This is a genomic window from Fibrella arboris (assembly GCF_041321095.1).
Taxonomy (GTDB): domain Bacteria; phylum Bacteroidota; class Bacteroidia; order Cytophagales; family Spirosomataceae; genus Fibrella; species Fibrella arboris.
The window spans coordinates 503,582-524,384 of sequence record NZ_JBGGWE010000003.1; the positions used below are offsets into that span (position 1 = coordinate 503,582).

The following is a 20,803-nucleotide window of genomic DNA, read 5'->3' on the forward strand; positions in this document are numbered from 1 at the left end:
GGAACGCCGCCCGAAGACAGAAAACTCTTTTTTAATGAACACACAGGAAATTCAGGCTGCCAAAAACCGTTTTGGCATTATTGGAAATGCCCCTGCCCTAAACTATGCCATCAGTGTAGCTACCCAGGTAGCGGCTACCGATCTGACGGTATTGATCACGGGCGAAAGTGGAAGCGGTAAAGAGTCTTTCTCCAAAATAATTCACAGCCTGAGTGCCCGCAAACACGGCCAGTTTATTGCCATCAACTGCGGAGCCATACCCGAAGGAACAATTGATTCGGAGCTGTTTGGTCACGAAAAAGGCTCCTTCACCGGTGCCGTTGACCAGCGGAAAGGTTATTTTGAAACAACGAACGGAGGCACCATTTTTCTTGATGAGATTGGGGAAATGCCCCTCGGTACGCAGGCCCGGCTGCTGCGCGTATTGGAAAACGGCGAATTCATCCGCGTTGGCTCATCGAAAGTGCAGAAAACCGATGTGCGCGTCGTGGCAGCAACCAACGTCAACCTGCTGGCAGCTGTTGAGAAAGGGCGCTTTCGGGAAGACTTATACTACCGCCTCAATACCGTTCCGATTTTTGTGCCGCCCCTCCGCGAACGAGGCACCGACATCGACCTGTTGTTCCGCAAATTCACTACCGACTTTGCCGAACGGTACCGGATCAAGCCCATTCAGTTGACCGACGATGCCAAGCGGATGCTCCTGACCTATCCGTTCCCGGGTAACATCAGGCAATTGAAAAACTTCGCCGAGCAGATCTCGATCCTTGAATCGGAGCAGAGTAAGCCCATCGACGGCGAAGTGCTGGCCAAATACCTGCCTCGCCCCCAAACCGTGGGAAGCACCTCTATGGCGCTGACCGCTTCGGGAACGGGCTCTGCCGATTCATTTTCCGAGCGCGAACTGCTGTATAAAGTACTGTTCGACATGCGCCGCGACATGAACGACCTGAAAAAACTGGTGCGTGATGTGCTGAGCAACGAAGCCTATGGTCCGCAGGTGTTGAACAACCACCGGGACCTGTTTGAGTCGGTGGGGGGCGAAGGCACCAGCGATTATGCTGATGCCGCCGCGCACGAACCTAATTTTGCCCGCCTGCTCCCCGACGGTTCCAGACCCGCCCAGCCACTCTACGAGCCCGACTTTGGCCATCCCGGACGCGGGACCGCCGCCGTGCAGGTATTTGAAGATACCGACAACGACATTAACGAGGCCACGGTTGAAGATGTCAGCCACGAGACCGAGGAAGACGATTCCCTCTCACTGGAGAAGAAGGAAAAAGAGATGATCGTGAAGGCGTTGCGCCGCAACAACAACAAGCGGAAATATGCCGCACAGGCACTTGGCATCTCTGAGCGTACGTTGTACCGAAAAATTAAGCAGTATGAAATTGATGAAGAATAAGATGGGCGTTACACAAGTGGAGTTGAGCGGTAAGCGCAGAGTTTCGCGGGGTCAAATCCTCCTTTTATTCCTGACTCTCAACGCTATACTCTTAACTGTCACGTCCTGCGGTGTTTATTCCTTTTCGGGTGTAAAGCTCTCAGACGATATGAAGACCATCACGATCAACAACTTTACCCTGCAAACGGCAGGTGGTCCTGCCAGTTTACCGTTAACGCTAACGGAACGGTTAAAAGAATATTACCAGCGCTATACCAACCTGAAGGTGGTTCCGGCAGGAGGCGATATGGTGTTGGAAGGCACTGTGACGGGCTACGATCTGATTGCCGTGGCGCCGTCGGCCAATGATCAGGCCGCCCTGAACCGCCTTCAGATCACCATTCAGGTACGTTTCACGAACACAAAAGACGATACCAAAAGCTTCGATCAGGCGTTTTCGTTCTATAAAGATTTTCCGCAAAACCAGACCCTCAGCCAGAATGAAGGCAGGTTGGTTCCGCTCATTCTGGATCAGCTTGTTCTCGACGTTTTCAACAAAACGGCCGCAGACTGGTAACTACCCCGCAGAGTCAGTTGTCGCTGTGAAAACTGCTCACTTCTTTGTAGCTTCGCCCAACTACCAGTGACACCAAGCCTCGTTCATGCCGCCAATTGATAAAGAAACATTCTCGTATTGGGTTACCCACCCCAACGACCTGACCGTTGCCGATTTTCAGCAATTGCAGGAAGGGTTGGCGGAGTACCCCTATTGCCAGGCGCTCTATACCCTGACGGCCAAGGCGGCCTCTATGCATCAGAAAGGGCAAACCATTCCGTTTGTTCGCCGGGCAGCCGCTCATGCGCTCAGCCGGAATGCCCTGCGTAAACTGATCGACAACGAATTTCAATGGTCAGATAATCTACTGTTGAAATTAAACGAACTGGCGTCCCGTCAGGTACCGATTCCAGATGATTATCAGCATGAAAGCTATGCCCTGTACCGCAACAAACCAGGTGTAGCCGGCAATATGCCCATGTCGCTGCTGACGATCCCGAAGCTGGCGTTCAACGACCCGAATTCGTTCTCCATCGCCGACTCGACACCCCCTGTCGACGACCCTACGCTGGCCGAAGAAGCGATTCAGGCCGAGCTGGCACTGGAAGAACAGGTTATTGACGAAGCGGATACAGCGGCTGCCCGGCAACGCATGATGGACGAGGAGCGGAAACGGCAGCTGGAAATCATCGAAAATTTCATCAGGAACGAGCCCCGAATTGCACCCGTGCGTGGTAAGTTGGGCGAGCCTGCCGAACAGGAGGACCTGGCCCTTCGCAGCCAGCCTGCCCCCATTACCGGCGGGCTGGTCACTGAAAGTTTTGCCAAGATTTTATGCAAACAGGGAAAGTACAGCAAAGCAATAGAGATTTACGAGAAGCTGGCCTTGAAAAACCCGGATAAAAGCGCGTACTTTGCGGCCAAAATCAGTGAACTAAAAGAGGCACAACCCATTGCCGACCGCTGAGAAAGACATCACCACTGTATAGTTAACCGTATTAACCAAGTTCATGGTAACCACAATTATTGTTCTCATTTGCATTCTGACCGTTCTGTTGATTCTGGTCGTTTTGATTCAGAATTCAAAAGGCGGCGGGCTTTCGGGCGAACTCGGAGGCCTTGGCTCTAACCAGCTGATGGGCGTTAAAAAAACGACCGATGTTGTTGAGCAGATTACCTGGGGCCTCGGCATCGGCGTCATGGTGCTGGTTCTGTCGACCTACGCACTGGTTGACCGCACGGGCGCTGGCCTGATTAACAGTGCCAACGTTGAGCGGGCCGCTACAAAGGCGTTACCTGGCGCAGCCACGGCTCCGGCTCAAAACCGCCCGGCTCCAGCCCAGGCTCCTGCGCCAGCCGCAGCAGCTCCTGGCAATTCAGCGTCAGCCCTGCGCCCATAAGCGAAACGAACTTACTTTCCATGAAGCGGCCCGCCTGATCATTCAGGCGGGCCGCTTTGTTGTTCAGGTACGTTGCCTACGCCAGGCCCAGCCAGTAAACCATTACCCACAGCAGCCCGAAGCTGATGACAAGCGACAGGTTGACCAACGTACCTGCCACGCGCGAATCAAAATCGAACTCATCGGAAAACGGCAGGATGGTCATACCTACCGGCAGCAGGATACAAACGGTAATGGTCGTGCGTAGTAACGAGGCTGTGGGCAAAACAGCATATAGCAGTGCAATCGCCGCAAAACCAGCGAGGTAGCGAAGCAACAACAGGCGAACAATAGCGAACTGCTGCGCCCTGTCTAACTGAAAACTCAGGTAAATGCCCAGCAGAAGCAACACAAGCGGTTTGTTTGCCTTAGCCAGTGTATCCAGCGTCTCGAATAAAACAGGGGGAACATCAACGGCCAATCCGTTGAGCGTCAGGCCCACCAGCATACCCAATAGCGGGGGCAACCGCAACACGCGCCGGAGCAGTGCACCAACCGCAGGCGCGCCTTTTCCGCCAGATGCAAAATAGTAGCCAACAGGGTAAACGATTCCGAAAATCACTACGGTATTGCCAATGTCATACAACACGGCATAGACCATGGCGTCGCGCCCCCAGATACCCTCTACGATTGGAAAACCAAACAAGCCAATATTGAAGGCGCCAATGCCCATTGTCAGCACGGCCCGTACCCGAACCGGCTGTTTAGCAAAACCAAACCAGGCCAGTACCAACAGGGCGGCTCCCAACGAGATACTTACCAGCGGAATAGCCAGCAAACTGGGCGTCAACGGAACACGAAGCGTCGACACGATCATCAGCGCCGGGAACGTCGTGTACATTAACAGGCGCGATAGCACTTTGCCATCCTGCTCGCTAATGATGCGCCAATGTCTGAGCGAAAAGCCTAACCCGACAAGGCACAACGTAATTAAAAAAACCAGATTGGCCTGCTCCATACAATGCATGACTACGTATAAAAGCCCCGAAAGTAGGACAATCGAACGGAACATTCAGGTGTTGCGCGGCCCCGGTCAATCCGAAAGCAGAAAATCCCACCTGGCTACGCGAGGCGGGATTTCACTGGGTACGTTGTTCTGCTTCGACTTTAGGCCTGCATGAATGCTTTCGCTTTGCGAATATTCTGATTGACCCGGTCGGTTTCAATCAGGCCGTCGCGAAGGCGTATGATGCGGTGGGCATATTCGGCGATGTCTTCTTCGTGAGTCACCATGATCACCGTATTGCCTTTGCTGTGTATCTGGTCGAACAGGTCCATGATTTCGTACGATGTTTTCGAGTCAAGGTTACCCGTCGGTTCATCGGCCAGCAAAATACTGGGGTCATTCACAAGTGCCCGCGCTACCGCCACCCGCTGCCGCTGCCCACCCGACAACTCGTTGGGGCGGTGTCCGGCGCGGTTTTCCAGCCCTACGTTCTTCAAGGCTATCATCGCTTTTTCGGTCCGGTCGGCTTTGCTATACCCCGCATAGATTAAGGGCAGCGCCACGTTTTCGAGCGAGGTTTGGCGGGGTAATAGATTGAACGTCTGGAAAACGAAGCCGATCTCCTTGTTACGGACTTCGGCCAGTGCATTCTCAGTCATATTACTCACATCCTGATTGTTGAGAATATACCGGCCCGATGTGGGTGAATCAAGACAGCCCACTATGTTCATGAGCGTTGATTTCCCCGAACCAGACGGGCCCATGAAGGCAACATACTCGCCTTTTTTGACGGAAATGGTAATCGACTTCAGTGCGTCGATCACTTCACTGCCCATTATATACCGCTTTGCTACTTCGCTGGTTTCAATAATATTCATCGTGCCTTATGAGATAACCGTGTAGTTCGTAGTTTAGGCTCCAGCCGCCGCACCACCCGCCGCTACCGCCACCGCACGACGACGGCGCAGGAAATAGTTACGGATGAATAAGCCCGTCAGCACGATAATGTCAGATTCCGGCGAAGCCAGCTCTGTTTCTATGTCGCCGTGATCGGCCATGAACTGGCGGGTTCTGGTATAGTTGACCACCTCTTTGTCTTCAGCGTCTGTGGCTCCTTCCCGAATCATGTCCCACTGGCGCATCAGTATATTGTGGCGTTTCCACGTATACACAGCCCCGGTCCCGAGCCTGAGTTCAGCGCGCTTACCGAAGTGGAACGTGATGGTCCCAATAATGCGGTTATCGGCTTTCAGATCGTGCACATTGACCGCGTGGATAAGAAACCCGGTCACGTCGAATCGAAGCCGGACATCGTGCAGTGAAGCATCAACGTCCCGTTCCAGCACGGCCCGGTGTAATTGCCCTACTTCCACGCCATTTTCGAGCAGGTGGACGTCGCGGCTGAATGCCTCTTTAACCCAGTTAAGTTTAGCCATGTGCGGTTGATGTATGAATGCAGGCTAAATTACGTCACTGCACAAAGGCATTCCTGGCGTTTTCGATAGCCGCTACTTTTTGCTGATAGGCTACGTCAAATGCCTGATAATCGGCGGGCGAATCGGCCACCTGCAATTGCACCATACCCTCTTCGGCATACTCGAACAGGCTCTGATCCAGGCAAAGTAATACGTAGCTTTTCAGCAGGACCGGGTTATTTTCGTTATACGGCAACGCCCGACGAACGGCATCGTAGGCCGGTTTAACCAATTTCATGGCCCGCAGAAACTGGCTGGCTTCGGCAACCAACTGCCCCCGTACTGGTGCTAGCTGAAGCACCTGTTCATAGGCCCGGCGGGCCTCGGCTGTACGTTTCGACGCAGCCAGGGCACTGCCCCGTAGCGCGGCAACCAACGCCCGGTGTTGTGGCACAAAAAACGCTTTGGCCAATGAATCGGTAGCCGCTGCTTTCTTGCGATACGACGCGATTTTTACCGCCGATAGGTTCTCCACAGATAAGGCGAAGGGGGTCAACTGGTTGGGACTACCCAACTGGCTCAGAATCATCTGCGCGTAGAAGTATTGACGCGTGGCCAGATAGTCATCGATCAGGGTGGCCCCGGAAACGGTTTTCAGGTTAGCCTCTTTGATCGTTTCCCAGGTACGTCCACGATTGGCGTCGTCTGTCCGGTAGCTGACGTAGAACGCTTTTTCCAGATCGGTTTCGGGTTTTTTCTCGCCATACAGGACCTGATCGATCCCGAGCAGGCTGCTGTCTTGCCGAGCAGCCATCGACCAGAGCGGTTGGGCAGCCTCCAGATCACCCGCTTTGGTCAGCGACAGGGCCCGGTAAAAGATCGAGAGCGTATCGGAATTAAGGGCAAAGGTTTGCGATGCCAATCGATGAAGGCCCTGTTCAGCTTGCAATAAACCAAGCATAGTCCGGTAACTGGCGGCTCGTTTGGGGTCGTTACTGGCCAACTGGTTCAGCAGATCAAACGCTTCGGGTTGCTGATTGGCCCGATATCGACCAATGGCCAGGCCAAGCAGCAGATCGTCGACCAGTTCCTGATTGGCCGGGTTTAAGGCGGCCTTCTGAAGCCTGTTCAACAGGGTGCTGTCTGGGTTGGGGGCCACCAGCGCGTAGTTGTACAACGAGGCGAACTGCCCCGCATCGAGCACCGGATCGGGGGTGGCGCCGGTCAGCCAGCTGGGGGCTGCCGGAGCAGCCGTATCCCGGCGCGCTACCAATCGTAACGCCAGTTTATTGGCCTCGAAGGCTGGTTCATCGCGCGTGCCAACCTGGTCGAGCAGGGCCGAATCGGCGGCCATCACGGCGGGGTTACGGGCATAAAGTCCCAATAGGTTTGCCAGTGGCACCTCGTCGCGCCGGGTATAGGCCACGGCCGATTGCGAGTAATAGTAGGCCGAATCAGCAATGGCTGTTTTGCCGTAGAGGTAGCCAAGATTGGTACGTAGCTCGCCACTGTTCGGGAACGTCTGAATACCGCGCTGCAACGTTTTTATCGACTCGAAAAACAGATTCGTTTGTCGGTACGTATCGCTCAGCCCGGCAAATGCCTGGGGTGATGGCTGTTTGAGCAGGGCTTTCGAGAAATACAGCGCGGCAGCAGTCTGATCGCCCCGGGTCAGGGCAATCGAGGCGAGTGCGTAGTTGGCTTTATGCTGCTGAAACTCCTCGGCGATTGATTCCTGGTAGTAGCTCTGACCCAGATCGAGCTGTCCCTCGGCCACATAGGCGTCGCCCAGGGCAGACAGTGTGGCGGCATAGGCCTGACGCACGGTGAAATAATTAGCCGACCCCACCATGCCCACGATAGCCACTAGACCCGCCAGCCTGAACAAGGGCAGATCGACTGTTCGGGCTTTGTAGATCACCCGATACACAGGTAAACGTTGCTGATAAATGGGCCAGAAATTAAGTACCGTGTACAACACGAACGCCGCCCCCATGCCGAAATGGCTGTAAACGATCGCATCTTCAAATACTTCGATCAAGGGGTCGTTGGCTGTGGCAAATGCGTAAGCCATGGTCAACGTGGCCAGCATAGCCACGCCCAGATAGAGCCCCGCTCCTGCCTGGCGGAAAGACAGCAGCTCCCGCTGATCGACCAGCCGACGAAAGCCCCAGAAACCGAGTACAATGGATACGCCGACGAGCAAAAACGGGCTAATGGTGGTTATGTTCCAGTCGATCGATTTTGTGTTCTGCAACCAGATCAGCAGCAGATTGATCAGGTACAGCACACTGATGAATAGAAAATTGACGATACCCAACGGCCGGCCGTTGGGTCGGCTAACGCTGGTGAGCCACACCATGCCGACCACACTTTCTATGGCAATAAAGAGGATAAAAAGGATACTGATCAGCAGTAGGCCAGGCAGCGAGTAACTCAGCAGCACCAGGGCCGGATTGGCTACCGACGTACCCAGCGAAATGGCTCCGGCTACCAGGGCTATCACACCCAGAAAAGCGGCTAATCGGCTAGTGAAGCCAACCGCTGTTCTAAAGGCGTTGAAATAGAAGCTAAGGCCGCCAAACAAAGCGGCCAGTACCAGAAACAGCCATTTGCCAGAGCCACCGGGTAGGCCCAGGGCTTCGAAGCGACAAACGGCCAGCAGCAGGATAAAAGCAGCCATACTCAGGCGGTAACGCAGCGTTGGCAGGCGACAGATACCCGCCAGCGCGAAAGCAAGTGCTACACATATACCTGTAACAGTGACAGTAGCCACAACGGGATATACCCGCATAGGCGAGGCAATGAACTGACCGGCCACCGTCTGCACCTGTCCCTGAATAGGGTATGTCAGCAGACCGTCGGTAAACTGATACAGCGCGGCCGGCAAGCCAACCAGTTCGTTGAGTACTTCCCAACGCACTACGTTTTCGAGGCCACGGTACCCGGCCAGTGCAAGCCAGCCAAGCGACATACCCAATAGAATAAGCCCGACCACATAGGTAATGCGTTCGGGCTTCGTCCAGATTTTCCAGAATTGTAATGACATACTATACTAACGAACAACGACCCGTTGGGGCGTATATGGAAGGTGGAAAGTGGCCGTAAAACGGAATCGCTCAGTGTCATTATTCACAACTGCTACCCCTATCGAGCAACACGCTGATAACGAGCGATCAGCCCTGGAGCTTCGGCCCTACAGAGCTGACCACCTTACGTAATTGTAGCCGCAAAGCGATCAATAGTAAGGGTAGGTTTTCCCAAGTCGGTCCAGGTACGTTCGGCCTCGAACTGCTCGGGGTAGTTATTTAACGCTTCGGCAATGTTGACGCCGTAATCGGCCTGTTGGGAAAATAAGCGCCCAAAACGGAGCAGTAGCAGCGGCATTTCCAGCACGCGGAGCTTCGTGGGTTTGTAGGCAGCGACCAGTTGCTGAGCCGCCGCCAGCTGGGTTACGGGTTCGGGCCCCTGAATCACATATTCCTGTGGTCGACCAGCTTGGGCAATCTGCAAGGCGCGTACCACCTGTTTTCCGTAGTCGCTGGCTGAAATGAACCACGGTGTCACGCTTGATTTCCCTAACACGAGCACCAGCGGTCCCATACGTTGCGTGGTCAGCAACGTTTCCATGAAATTTGAGGGGTAAAAAATACTATAGTCCAGCCCCGACGCCTTCAGGAGTGCCACGGCTTCGTGTTTCAGCCGGAATACCCACCAGTCGAACCCGTTTATGCCCTGATAGCCCATCACGATCGACGACAGGTAGGCTATTCGTTTCACACCGGCCACTTTTGCCGCTGCCAGCAGGTGACGCAGGCCGTCGGTTTCGGTATGGAAATCGGTTGGCTTTTCGGTCTGCCTCACCGATAAGCTCAGGTACGTTACGTCGCAGCCAGCCAATGCTTCAGGCAACGTACCTGGCTTTTCCAGATCACCATAAACAACGTCGGCTGTGGGGAAAAGGCGTTTGGCCTGATCGACATGACGGGCGATAATGCGGACCGGGTACCCGGCGGCAATAAGTTCCTGCGTAACCGGCTGACCCAGCATACCGGTAGCGCCAATGATAGCGATGGTCATGTAACGGGTAAGGTTAGTACAAATTCAGTCCCTGTTCCTGGCTTGGTGTGCAGGTCAATACTGCCGCCGTGCCCTTTGGTGATGATGTCGTAGCTGAGACTTAAGCCCAATCCGGTTCCCTTGCCTGTGGGCTTGGTGGTAAAGAAGGGCTGGAAAATTTTGCTTCGTACCTCGTCGGGTATGCCGGTACCGTTATCGAGCACATGAATCTGCACCCCCTTTGCGGTTTGCGCTGTGGTTACCGTCACGGTGGGCCGATACGTACCTGACTGGCCAGTAGCCTGCCAGGTACGTTCCTGAACGGCATAGAAAGCATTGGTGAACAGGTTCATCAAAACGCGGCCTATATCCTGCGGTACGGTTGACACACCGGGCAAGGTGGGGTCGAACTGCGTAACCAGGCTAACCTCAAAGGTTTTCTCCCTGGCGCGCAGGCCATGGTAAGCCAGCCGCAGGTATTCGTCGGCCAGCGCATTCAGGTCGGTAGGCTCGCGCTGGCCTGTACTGGTCCGGCTGTGCTGAAGCATACACCGCACAATGCTGGCCGCCCGTTGGCCGTGATGGCTGATCTTACCAATGTTCTGCTTTACATCGGCCAGGATTTCCTGCTCCAGCCCTGGGTCACGTTCTTCTGCGGGGCGAGCCTGCTCCTCTTCTAACTCAGTCAGCAAATCGACAGAGACATCGGAGAAGTTGTTGACAAAGTTGAGCGGGTTCTGAATCTCGTGCGCTACGCCCGCCGTCAGTTCACCCAGGCTTGCCAGTTTCTCCCGCTGAATGAGTTGATCCTGCGTAGCCCGCAGGTCGGTTAGCGACTGGTCGAGGGCGGCTGTCCGTTCGCTGACGAGGTGTTCGAGGGTTTCATTCTGCCGGGCAAGCAATTGCTGTTTTTCCTGTTCCTGAGCCACCGTTTTGGCCGACAGCGCTTCTACTTCCTGTAGTTTATTGGCCAGCGTGCGGTACGTGCGGGCATAATCACGAACCAGTGATAACGATAGGCCGACCGGAAAACTAAGCAGGCCAAGGAGCATGATCAGAAAAACGACACCCGCAAACCAGCCCAGATTGATATTGACATTCGCGCTTTTTGTGGTAACGGCCACCACAATACCGGCCACCACACCGGTTACGATCAGGGCCAGCAGACAATAGAACGCCGTTCGCAGCGACACCCAGGGCAACCTGGAATCATCGTCTTTCCGCTTCCTGCCAATCCAGCTGATTCGCGTGTATTCGGCCACTAAAAGCAGTAAACAGACACTATCCAGTTCATAGGGCACAGGGCCAAAAATGACTTCATACAGGAAGCTGAGCACTGTCAGGCCAACCACCACGTAAAAGACCCACCCTCGTTTAAGGGCCAGATAGTGGTAAATAACAGTCAACAAAAGCAGCAAACCGGCCATCAGCCCGAAACTGCTAATGAGGTCGAGCAACGAATTGGCAGTTAGGGTCGAAACGAAATCGTCTAACTGAGGCGCGGCAAAGCCTACGGCAAAAGCCGCCATTTCCCACCCCAGTAACTTGTTGATCTGCTGAATTTTGTTGGCCCGGTAGAATAGAAAATGCAGCAAGGCCAGGATGCTGAACACACCGGCAAGCAGAAACGAAACACTTGCCTTCAGCTTTTCTGTTACAATCATCGAAACGGGCGCTTCGTTGGCTGGCGTAAACAAAAGCTTAAAGGCGGCCTCCTCGAAATTAGCGACCAACACGGGGTCACGCCGAATGGCGTACCGGACCGCCAGGATGTGCTGATTCGTGTCGGAGACGGGCAGCGGCACATAGCGGACCACGTGTTGAGACGCCTGGTCAGCCCCGGCAGTATCTAGCATCGACGTACCTACGGTAGCCAGTAAATGGCCATCCAGATACACCTCCGACCAGCCCATTTGATCGATTGAGAGCGTATTGATCTCACCCAGCTTTTTTTTCGTCAACTGAAAGCGAAGCCGGAACCAGCCTTTACCGCTGGCCCATAGGGTTTCATTCTGGCGGAGCGGCTGGTCGGGCGATAAACCCGTTAACCAATGAGCGTCATTATAGGCCGGATTGGCCCAGGCAGCATGATCACCTGCCTTAAATCGCCAGTACGATCTAGCCAGATCACCCGACCCGGTAACCCGAAAAACACCGCTGGCTGGAATAGCCCAAACCGAACTAACACTAAACCAAGCAGTTACTAAAAAGAGGAAACACCGGAGCCGTATCATGGCAGAAAGATACGCGCCTGTGAAATCAAAGCAATAGCGTATCGACCTCCTAAAAGCAGCTGGCTTTAGGCAACAGCTTCATGAACGGCGTCGACCATTCCCTGTTAGCGCTTTACGGCGGCTAACACCCGCCTGATCAGCTCATTAGGACTACCGTTATGCCAACGCCAAACGATGACCATGTCGTGTTCGGGATCAATCCAAACGGTATTTGAGCCAGCGCCAAGGGCTGCGAAACTTGTTGTTGGTGCGTCAGGCCAGGGCTTTTTGCCACCCGGTCCGTTGCCTGTATTCAGCCACCACAGATAGCCGTAGTCGGGTCCCACGGCATTGCCAGTCGTGGCCTGCTTCACCCAGTCGGCCGAAACGATCTGGCGATCCTGCCAGCGTCCTTTCTGCTCGATCAGGTAGCCAAACCGAGCCAGATCACGGGCGCTGATGCGCAAACCGCCGCCCCAGCGGGTACCACCACTCACCGAAGGCAGTTGCTTTCCGTCGACATCGGCCACCGCGTTCGGATACGAGATGTATTGCCAGGTGGTCGACGCGCCGATTGGATGCATGATTTCATCGCGCACCACATCGGACAGGGGCTTTTTCCAGAGCCTTAGTAAAGAGAGCGCCATGCGGTTGATGCGCACGTCGTTGTACTCATAATACGTGCCTGGTTTTTGTAAGGTACGGGGTTTGCGCTCGCCCCTACCGAAGGCTTCCTTACCAACAAAATCACTGTTCTTTCCCCACAGTTCGCCTTGCCACTCACTGGTCTGGCGCAGGTGGTTCTCCCAGGTGATGGCCCGGTTCTGTTCCGACTCGTAACCGCCATCATGAATCAGGTTGGCTACTGGCTCATTAATGGTTGGGATCATACCGCGTTCCTGGGTGATGCCAACCAGGGTCGACAGTACACTTTTAGCTACGCTGTAGGTTGGGTCTACAGCGCGGGTATCGCCCCATTCGGCCACAATGTAGCCGTGACGCAAGATGATCCCATTAGTCGCCGCCCGACTGGCAGGCATAGGGCCAAGCAGTTTACCGAAGATGTCTTCCTGCGTGGAGAAATCGGGCTTCATCTGCGTCGTTTCCTGCGTCTTGGCAAACGCAATAGCTGAATCGAGCAGCACTGGATCCATGCCTGCTCTCTCGGGCGAAAGCCGCGCCCAGTCAGCTCCTTCAGGTGGAAAATACGGTTTCAACGACGTCGCCGGCCGCTGGCAGGCGACCACGAGCGACAGAAACAGAAGAAACACATGGCCACTGCGGCTGGTAGACGGGTTCATGTTGGTATGAAGTGCGTTTAGTAGCTAAGTTATCTCTGAACTAAGCGCCTGGCTCTTAACAAGTCACCTGTTTTTTCCGCCAGGCTCATGGTCTGCTGCCGGGTACATTCCCTAGCCGCAGACGTGCCGACTGGGTAGGTTGTCATGAAGAAGCCGCACACAGGATGAGCTGGTGCGGCTTCTGACGATGCTGTCAATAGCGAGACGAGGGGTTCCTTACCGCAGATTCCGAACAAACCGGCGCATCGTTTCGCGGTAGATCTGTTCAGTAGCCTCCAGCGGTTGCTGATGCCGCAGCAGGAAACCAAGCATGATGATACCGTGCGACGTGGCCCACCATTCAAAATACAGCCGACGAATGGCATCGGCCGATTTCGGAATGAACGAAAAAATGATGCGGCAAACGATTTCGTTAACCGCCTTTATCTCTTCCGATTCGGCCAGCGAAGCCGTGCAGTTAGCCCCTTCCAGGTTATACATTACCTGATAAAGCTCTATCTGCTGCATGGCAAACTGCCATTGAACGAGTGATATTTCGTAAAGAAGCTTTTCAGGGTCACGGTACAGCTTTACCAGCCGTTCGTATTCAGTTCGCAGGTGGCGAAATCCTTCGTTGCGAATTTCGTCGAGCAGACTGTCCTTACTGCCGAAATAATCGTAAACAACGGGGGCACTGTAATCTATGGCGTCGGCAATTTTGCGGATCGAAACCGCCTGCCAGCCTTCCCGGCGGGCAATATCTTTGGCGGTGTGGAGAATACCCGCCCGCGTCTGTTCGCGGGTGCGCTGCTTGCGCTCGACTACTTCCATAAATAGGTAAGGTTTGTTAACGGTGTTAATCTGCCAGAAAGTTAGCCCATTATCCTGATTAATCCAGTTGACAAAAAATATTTATCGACTTTTCATAAGCAATACACAATAAAGTAATTTCTTAATCCAGCAGAGAGTATACTCCATATAACTATCTGAATGTTAAGTAGACTTTTTGATTGCCAGTATCCAGGCCCCTTCGTCGCCAACCTGGTAGGCATCTCCTTCAACGGTTCCGTAACAATCTGTCGGCTCAAGGCCAGCTTCGTCAACGAGTTGCAGCAGGTTCGCCAGGGTGTAGATGTAATACTGAGCAGTCCGGTCAGCCATTTCCACGCCTGTTTCGTGTCGGCGGTAATAGGTCAGGTGCTGTTCAACACGGGCAGCCAGCGGGTCATACTGGTTCTCGACTAAAACCTGTATAGCATCGCCAACGGGTAGCCAGGCCCGCTCCTGAAAATCAGGCAGAAAACTTTCGGCGATCATACCCGAATGCGCCAGGAACCGGCCACCCGGCTCTAGCAGATCAGCGATTTTGGTTAAAAAAGCCAGCATTTCGGTACGCGGAAAGAAACACAGGCTATTACCCAGGCAATAGGCTACCTGAAACGACGCAGGCGGACCCAGCAGGGCAGAATCGATGGTCATAAAGTCGCCGGCAATGGCGGTCAGTGGCCACTTTTTACGACCAGGTACCGCGTTGATCTCGGCAATTGATTCCTCCGAAATATCGATGCCAACAACCTCAGCGCCCATTTTCGCCAGTGGCAGCGCGTGGCGCCCATACCCACAAAATACATCGAGCACCCGGTCGCCGTGACCGAACTCCAGCGATTCAACGATCCGTTCGAGTTCCAGTTGGGTTTGCTCGTCGGTTTGGGCCGCCTTCCACGCTTCCTGCGGCAGGCCAGTAAAAAATTGTGTATACCAGGACATGGGGGTGGAAGAGCGAATGGCGAAAGAGTGAATGGGGAAAGAGCGCCCATTAGCGGTCATCGGCTCTTTCCCCATTCACTGTTTCGCCTTTCACTCTTTAATGTAGTGAGGCTTTTACGGCGTCGAAATCAGGGACGTTGCCTGCGTTTTCAAGTACTTCGGCGTATTTGATATGCCCGGTGGGGTCGATGACAAAAGCGGCTCGTTTGCTCACCCCTTTCATGTTCATAACGAAGTTTTCATATAACGCCCCGTACGCTGCTGATACCTCTTTATTGAAGTCAGACAGCAGTGGGAACGGCAGGTTTTGTTCAGCTTTGAACTTGGCCAACGTAAACGGCGAGTCGACCGAGAGGGCCAGGATATCGGTGTTGAGGCTGGTATACGTGTGCAGGTTATCGCGCATTTCGCACAACTCGGCGGTACAAACGCTGGTGAACGCCATCGGAAAAAACAACAGTACTACGTTTTTGCCAGCGTAATCGCTGAGCGAAACGGGTTTATTTTCGGACGAAAAAAGCGTGAAAGCAGGGGCCGATTGCCCGATTTCTAAAGCCATAACGGGGTGGTTGGTAAGTTTAAGGTTGACAATACAAAGATAGGCGCAAAGAAGCGTAACGGTGTTGTGTATGTTTGCAACGTATGTTTGCAGGCTCATTCCTGACATCCATCCGAAAGCTGATTCAGCCACTTTCAGTCGTTATGCAAACATATTGGGGTATTGACCTTGGCGGCACCAAAATCGAAGGTGTCATTCTTTCATCACCCGCACCTGAGGCCGTTGTTATCCGTAAGCGGATCGACACCGAAGCGCACCTGGGCTACGAGCACATTGTCAGCCGCATCAACCTACTAGTCGATCAGTTACGGGCCGAAACTGGGTACGTCCCTGACCATATTGGTTTTGCCACGCCCGGTACGCTCGACCCCGGCACGCAGACCATGAAAAACTGCAATACTACCAGCTTGAACGGGAAGCCACTCAAACAAGCCCTGACAGATCGGCTTGGCGTACCCGTTTCATTGGCTAACGATGCCAACTGTTTCGCCCTGGCCGAGGCTACACTGGGGGCTGTTCCGGCAGTGGTAGCCAATTTTCAGATGATGTTTGGGGTCATTATGGGCACTGGCGTTGGTGGCGGTGTGGTAGTGCGCGGCCTCGACGGACGGCCCTTCGTCATCAATGGCTTACACGGTATCGGCGGCGAGTGGGGGCACAACATTCTGGAAGAGAACGGCCACGACTGCTATTGTGGCAAGCGAGGCTGCAACGAGCAGGTGCTTTCGGGCCCGGCGTTGCAACGCTTTTACTTCGAGCAATGCGGCCAGAAGCGGACGATGAAAGAGATCGTGGAACGCCACCGCGCAGGCTCAGACCCGGTTGCTTCGGCCACTATGGAACGGATGCTGGAATACTATGGCCGGTCTATTTCAACACTGATCAACGTGCTCGACCCCGATGTGATCGTACTCGGCGGCGGCGTAGGCAACATCGACGAACTGTACACCGAAGGCTACGAACGCATCAGGAACTATATCTTTAACAACAAAGTGGTGAAGACCCCGATCATCCGTCCCAAACTCGGCGACAGTGCTGGTGTCTTCGGCGCAGCGATGCTGTAAAAAAGTTTACTGTTTACAGCATCCGCTGTTTTCTGTTGCGCTGCCACTCAGCATGGATTGAGCTACAGCAACGGAAAACAGGAACTATAAAAACTACCATGAAGATTTTAATCCCATTATTGCTTTTCGGGCTGCTCGCCTGTTCGGGCGGGAAACAGACTGACCAGGCCAACGCTGACTCAACGACGGTTAGTTTCGACAACGTGGCGGCGCAGTCGGCGGCGGTGCTGGATCAACTGCATCATGCGGCCCGCGAGATCAACAGCGCCTGCCCCGTACAAATCGACCCGGCTACCCGACTGGATAGCGCTCAGGTCCTTTCAGAAGCAGCCTTGCAGTTCAATTATACGCTGACGACTGCCAGTCGGGGTGAGGTTGATCTGGTGCAGCTCGAAGCCACGACGAAGCCCGCGCTGATTGAATCGGTGAAGACCAACACAGCCATGAACGACCTGCGCGATCACAGCATCACGATGGTGTACAATTACCGTGATAAAAACGGCGAGTATCTGCTAAAGATACCCGTTACACCCACTGACTACGCCCGGTAACGTACCTGGCGGGCTACCAACCTCTTTTTTTGGCCTGGCCCGGTGGCAGTCCCCCATACCGGCCATTCTTATACCAGCCTTTGTGTTTTCCGTTGTCGTGGGGTCGATTAGGCCGTTCATTCACATAAACGGGTCTGGGCGCACAGGCGGCGGCAAGCAGTGCACACAGAAAACTACAGATAAGCGCGCGTTTCATATGGTGCGTTGTTTACAAACCGATAACGTACCTACCAGCCGGTTGCGTATTCACCGGCAGGTACGTTGTGCCGCATCAAAAAACCCCCTCCGAAAGTCAGAGGGGGTTTATCTACCAAGAGTGACAATGCTATGAAGCAACCGGCTATTAACCGGCTGGCGTCAGCTATATAAGCGAAGGTGAGATTAGGTAAGCGGTCTCATCATTCATTTTCAGGGTTATAGGATTCTACAGGCAATTGGCCCGCAGCCGTTAAAACAAATACCTCACGCCAAACTGAAACTGACGGGGCGTACCGGCATTACGCTGTACAATACCACTCCCCGCCGGCCCAATCTGAATCTGGTTGCTCTGCGTGGCATTGTTTGAATACCCACTAAGGTTGTTTGTATTAAGTACGTTGAACACATCGGCCCGGATTTCCAAACGCTGGCCCGTCTGTGTATTGATGGGCACGGTATACTGTGCGCTCAGGTCAACTACTTTCGACCAAGGCAGCCGATCTGAGTTGCGGCTTTCGCCGGGCTGGCGGTCCGAATTTCCTACATAGGCATCACCGAAAGCACTGCCGTCGCCGTTCAGGTCGTTGGTAGTCAGCGGCTGACCGTTGCTACCCAGGATAGGCCGGTTTTGTGCGTCGACAAGTACAAACTTCGACGCGTCGGGAATGCGGTTGATGGGCTGACCACTCTGGATGAGCGCCGCCGCCGTAACGGTGACCTGCTGCCCCAGGTAATACGTAAAAATTCCGTTGATGATATGCGTCCGGTCGTTGATGCTCGGCGCCCATTCAGCCTCGAAATTATTGGCATCCATCGCCCGGAAGTTCACATCTTCCGTGTTGTTGTATAGCCGCGACAGCGTATAGATCAGGCGGTAGGCATACGGTTGACTGCCCCGGTTCTTTTGCAGGTTCAAACTCAGCGCCGTGTACCGCGACCGGCCAGCGTCTTCGGTCATGACCACGCTCTGGGCTGCCCCTGCCAACGGCTGGCCATTCAATACGCCAGCTCCATTCACAATTGGTAAGGGGCGTGAGGCATTGGCCACATCCGACGACCGGGCCGTGCCATTACGGGCGCTGATGCTGTAATCATAGGCCGCCGGCGCATTCAGGTTGCGGGTGCGGAACAGGTTATACGATTCATTGTATACGGCATCGGCGTAGATCAGCACGTTGTCGTTCACCTGGTACTGATAGCCTACTGTGCTCTGAATCGTGTAGGGATTCTGGTAGCCGTTGGGGTTCAGAATACGCCGCTCACCGCTAAACAGGTTCCGCTGCCCGGCAAATGATGACGCTGGTGGCCCCTGCAAATACCGGATGGGCACGCCTGCATTGTTGCTGCCGCCAACGGTCAGGTTGCCGTCGAACGTAACCCGGTTGATGTCTGTATTGGCGGGCAGAATGCCTTTATCGATAAAGTATTGCAGTTCGCGTTTGAAATCGGTGCTGGTGTTGTTCTGTTGCAGGGCGTCGCTGTAGATCGTATACAGGATTTTATCATAAAACACACCCACGCCACCCCGTATCGCCGATTGCGCGCTGGCTTTGTAGTTGAAGCTGAACCGGGGCGCAATGTTGTTGAAATCGCCGCTGACCGCGCCACCCTTGCTCAGATTATCGTAATCGTACCGCAGGCCAAGCGTCAGGTTCAGGCGCGACGAAGCCGCCCACTGGTCTTCAACGTACCCGGTTACAATATTCTGCGTGGTACCGAACGAAGCAGGCCGCAATTCAACCGAGTAGCCCAGCACCTGGGCATCGGCTGGAATATCGGTTACGCTCAGGTTGCTGCCCAGCCGGCGTTCCTGAAGGGCAGCCAGTTGCGCCGCCGTTAGCCGTACGGTATAACTACCATTTGGGTTACCACCACCAAACAGCCGATGCCGCGCCGAGATCAGCTCAGCCCCCGCCCGGATGGTGTGATTGCCCCGGTAGAACGAAAACTTCTGTTGAATCTGGAACGTGTTTTCGTGCGAATCGAACAGGTAGCCGGGGTGCCCCAGATAGGCAATGCCAACGCCTGTTGGGTCCTGAACGGTCACGTCAGGGCTATTTGGATCGACCGGACGGGCATAATTCCAGCGGAAACTGCTGTACTGAAGGTTCGTTTCCGACGCGAACCGGGCTGTCGAATACGTATTGCGCGAGGCAATCAGCAGGGAGTTACGATCCTGCGCGTTGGCCGCAGACGGGAAGGCGATGCCGCCCGTCAGCCCACCCGCCTGCCGACCAATGGCCACCTGCCCTACATTGACCCGCAACGACGATTTGAAACGGTCTGTCCAGAACTGATCGATTTTGCCGGAAATGTAGGTAAAGCGGTTGGTGCCCCGAATGGTCTCGTTCACACCCAGCTGCGGAGCCGTCAGCAGGTTATCTTTAATATCGGTCGTGTGTTCCACGTTCAGGTAATAGAATGTCTTGTTCTTCACCAGGGCGCCGCCAATGCCAAAACCAGCCTGGTAGCGCTGAAAACCGTCTTTCACCTGGTTGCCCGACAAATCGCGGAGGGGGTAGCTCGTTTGCGCGTCGATCACCGAACCAGGGCGGGTCAGGAAGAACGCTTCACCCGTAGTGTTGTTGCTACCCGATTTGGTTGTGATATTAACAATGCCGTTGCCGGTATTGCCAAACTCAACCGAGAAATTGTTGGTCAGTACCGACACGTTGCGGGTAAAGCCTACCGGAATGGCAAATTTCTGCCCCCCCAGGAACCGCTCGTTGTTGTCCATTCCGTCGATGAGGTAGTTGTTGAACAGGCCATTGCCCCCGTTGATACTCACGTTGGGTGCCTCCGGGAAAAATCCCGTTGCCTGACTTACGTTGGGCAGCCGGTATAACACCCGCGTGATGTCGCGCCCTTCAACGGGCAGTTCTTCCACCTGTTTGATGGTCAGTTGAGACGCCACTTCCGCGTTGACCGTGTTGATCTGGGTAGTGCTTCGTCCACGTACTTGGACTTCGTTCAATGTTACTTCGCGCTTCAGCGGTAATTGCAGCACCACGCTCTGCCGAAAATTAGCCCGCAGCACAATATTATCGGCGGTACTTTCCAGGTACGTGGCATCTTCTTTCGTAAAAACGCGGTACGTACCGTTCAAGGGCACCGACCCAAACGTGACCTGACCATTGCTGTTGGCCGTGGCCTGCTGACTGACGCCGATCGAAGGGTTTTCCAGGTAAACGGTTATTCCTGAGATAGCCTGCTGCCGGGTCAGCTCGCGTACCGACACGTCGATATCGGTCACCTGAGCCAGGGCAGCAAGTGTGGTGAGTGCCCACAGCAAAACGCTGAGTAGAGTTATTTTTTTCATCGTATAAGACAGCCCACCGTTGTCTGTGGGTCAAATTGGTAATGCCGTAGCAG

Annotated in this window: 18 protein-coding genes; 6 read left to right on the top strand and 12 right to left on the bottom strand. The window is 54.3% G+C overall.

Annotated elements, in window-relative coordinates; all coding sequences use genetic code 11:
* The first annotated feature begins 34 nt into the window (after positions 1 to 34).
* From ACAW75_RS07190 to secG, 4 genes are all read left to right on the top strand, one after another.
* Entirely contained in the window at positions 35 to 1,405 is a 1,371-nt protein-coding gene (locus ACAW75_RS07190) for a sigma-54 interaction domain-containing protein (protein WP_370728007.1), read from the top strand.
* Positions 1,406 to 1,553: 148 nt separating this feature from the next.
* Positions 1,554 to 1,961 carry an LptE family protein gene (locus ACAW75_RS07195; protein WP_370728008.1) on the top strand — a complete coding sequence of 136 codons (408 nt, stop codon included), beginning with the start codon at positions 1,554 to 1,556 and terminating at the stop codon, positions 1,959 to 1,961.
* Between the two features lie 85 nt (positions 1,962 to 2,046).
* A complete protein-coding gene (locus ACAW75_RS07200) occupies positions 2,047 to 2,907 on the top strand; it encodes a DUF8458 domain-containing protein (protein WP_370728009.1) in 861 nt (286 codons plus the stop codon).
* A gap of 43 nt (positions 2,908 to 2,950) precedes the next feature.
* Positions 2,951 to 3,340, top strand: coding sequence for a preprotein translocase subunit SecG (gene secG, locus ACAW75_RS07205; RefSeq protein ID WP_370728010.1), 390 nt, complete (start codon positions 2,951 to 2,953; stop codon positions 3,338 to 3,340).
* A gap of 76 nt (positions 3,341 to 3,416) precedes the next feature.
* On the opposite strand, the gene ACAW75_RS07210 is transcribed toward secG, so the two are convergent.
* The 10 genes from ACAW75_RS07210 to ACAW75_RS07255 all read right to left on the bottom strand — a co-directional run bounded on the left by ACAW75_RS07210 (position 3,417) and on the right by ACAW75_RS07255 (position 15,618).
* Complete coding sequence (locus tag ACAW75_RS07210; RefSeq protein ID WP_370728011.1) at positions 3,417 to 4,337, bottom strand: AEC family transporter; 921 nt, start codon at positions 4,335 to 4,337, stop codon at positions 3,417 to 3,419.
* A gap of 149 nt (positions 4,338 to 4,486) precedes the next feature.
* Positions 4,487 to 5,203: an ABC transporter ATP-binding protein gene (locus tag ACAW75_RS07215; RefSeq protein WP_370728012.1), complete on the bottom strand. Its 717-nt coding sequence runs from the start codon at positions 5,201 to 5,203 to the stop codon at positions 4,487 to 4,489.
* Positions 5,204 to 5,236: 33 nt separating this feature from the next.
* Complete coding sequence (locus tag ACAW75_RS07220) at positions 5,237 to 5,761, bottom strand: hypothetical protein (RefSeq protein ID WP_370728013.1); 525 nt, start codon at positions 5,759 to 5,761, stop codon at positions 5,237 to 5,239.
* A 34-nt stretch (positions 5,762 to 5,795) separates the two neighbouring features.
* Positions 5,796 to 8,789 carry a tetratricopeptide repeat protein gene (locus tag ACAW75_RS07225; protein WP_370728014.1) on the bottom strand — a complete coding sequence of 998 codons (2,994 nt, stop codon included), beginning with the start codon at positions 8,787 to 8,789 and terminating at the stop codon, positions 5,796 to 5,798.
* 164 nt (positions 8,790 to 8,953) lie between these two features.
* Positions 8,954 to 9,820, bottom strand: coding sequence for an SDR family oxidoreductase (locus ACAW75_RS07230; RefSeq protein WP_370728015.1), 867 nt, complete (start codon positions 9,818 to 9,820; stop codon positions 8,954 to 8,956).
* A complete protein-coding gene (locus ACAW75_RS07235; RefSeq protein WP_370728016.1) occupies positions 9,817 to 12,033 on the bottom strand; it encodes a sensor histidine kinase in 2,217 nt (738 codons plus the stop codon). The genes ACAW75_RS07230 and ACAW75_RS07235 overlap by 4 nt, the downstream gene beginning before the upstream one ends.
* Positions 12,034 to 12,137: 104 nt before the next feature.
* Positions 12,138 to 13,313, bottom strand: coding sequence for a serine hydrolase domain-containing protein (locus ACAW75_RS07240; protein ID WP_370728017.1), 1,176 nt, complete (start codon positions 13,311 to 13,313; stop codon positions 12,138 to 12,140).
* Between the two features lie 216 nt (positions 13,314 to 13,529).
* Positions 13,530 to 14,123 carry a TetR/AcrR family transcriptional regulator gene (locus ACAW75_RS07245; protein ID WP_370728018.1) on the bottom strand — a complete coding sequence of 198 codons (594 nt, stop codon included), beginning with the start codon at positions 14,121 to 14,123 and terminating at the stop codon, positions 13,530 to 13,532.
* Positions 14,124 to 14,285: 162 nt separating this feature from the next.
* On the bottom strand, positions 14,286 to 15,059 hold the full coding sequence (locus ACAW75_RS07250) for a class I SAM-dependent methyltransferase (protein ID WP_370728019.1): 774 nt from the start codon (positions 15,057 to 15,059) through the stop codon (positions 14,286 to 14,288).
* Positions 15,060 to 15,156: 97 nt separating this feature from the next.
* The gene (locus ACAW75_RS07255; RefSeq protein ID WP_370728020.1) at positions 15,157 to 15,618 is read right to left on the bottom strand and encodes a redoxin domain-containing protein; all 462 of its coding nucleotides are present in this window, start codon (positions 15,616 to 15,618) and stop codon (positions 15,157 to 15,159) included.
* A gap of 143 nt (positions 15,619 to 15,761) precedes the next feature.
* Here ACAW75_RS07255 and ACAW75_RS07260 point away from each other — a divergent pair, with 143 nt between their 5' ends.
* A complete protein-coding gene (locus ACAW75_RS07260; RefSeq protein ID WP_370728021.1) occupies positions 15,762 to 16,682 on the top strand; it encodes an ROK family protein in 921 nt (306 codons plus the stop codon).
* Between the two features lie 98 nt (positions 16,683 to 16,780).
* On the top strand, positions 16,781 to 17,233 hold the full coding sequence (locus ACAW75_RS07265; RefSeq protein WP_370728022.1) for a DUF8479 domain-containing protein: 453 nt from the start codon (positions 16,781 to 16,783) through the stop codon (positions 17,231 to 17,233).
* Between the two features lie 13 nt (positions 17,234 to 17,246).
* Here the strand turns inward: ACAW75_RS07265 and ACAW75_RS07270 are convergent, their stop codons facing one another.
* A complete protein-coding gene (locus ACAW75_RS07270; RefSeq protein ID WP_370728023.1) occupies positions 17,247 to 17,429 on the bottom strand; it encodes a hypothetical protein in 183 nt (60 codons plus the stop codon).
* A 252-nt stretch (positions 17,430 to 17,681) separates the two neighbouring features.
* Positions 17,682 to 20,750, bottom strand: a complete 3,069-nt coding sequence (locus ACAW75_RS07275; RefSeq protein ID WP_370728024.1) for a TonB-dependent receptor plug domain-containing protein — start codon at positions 20,748 to 20,750, stop codon at positions 17,682 to 17,684.
* Positions 20,751 to 20,803: the final 53 nt, after the last annotated feature.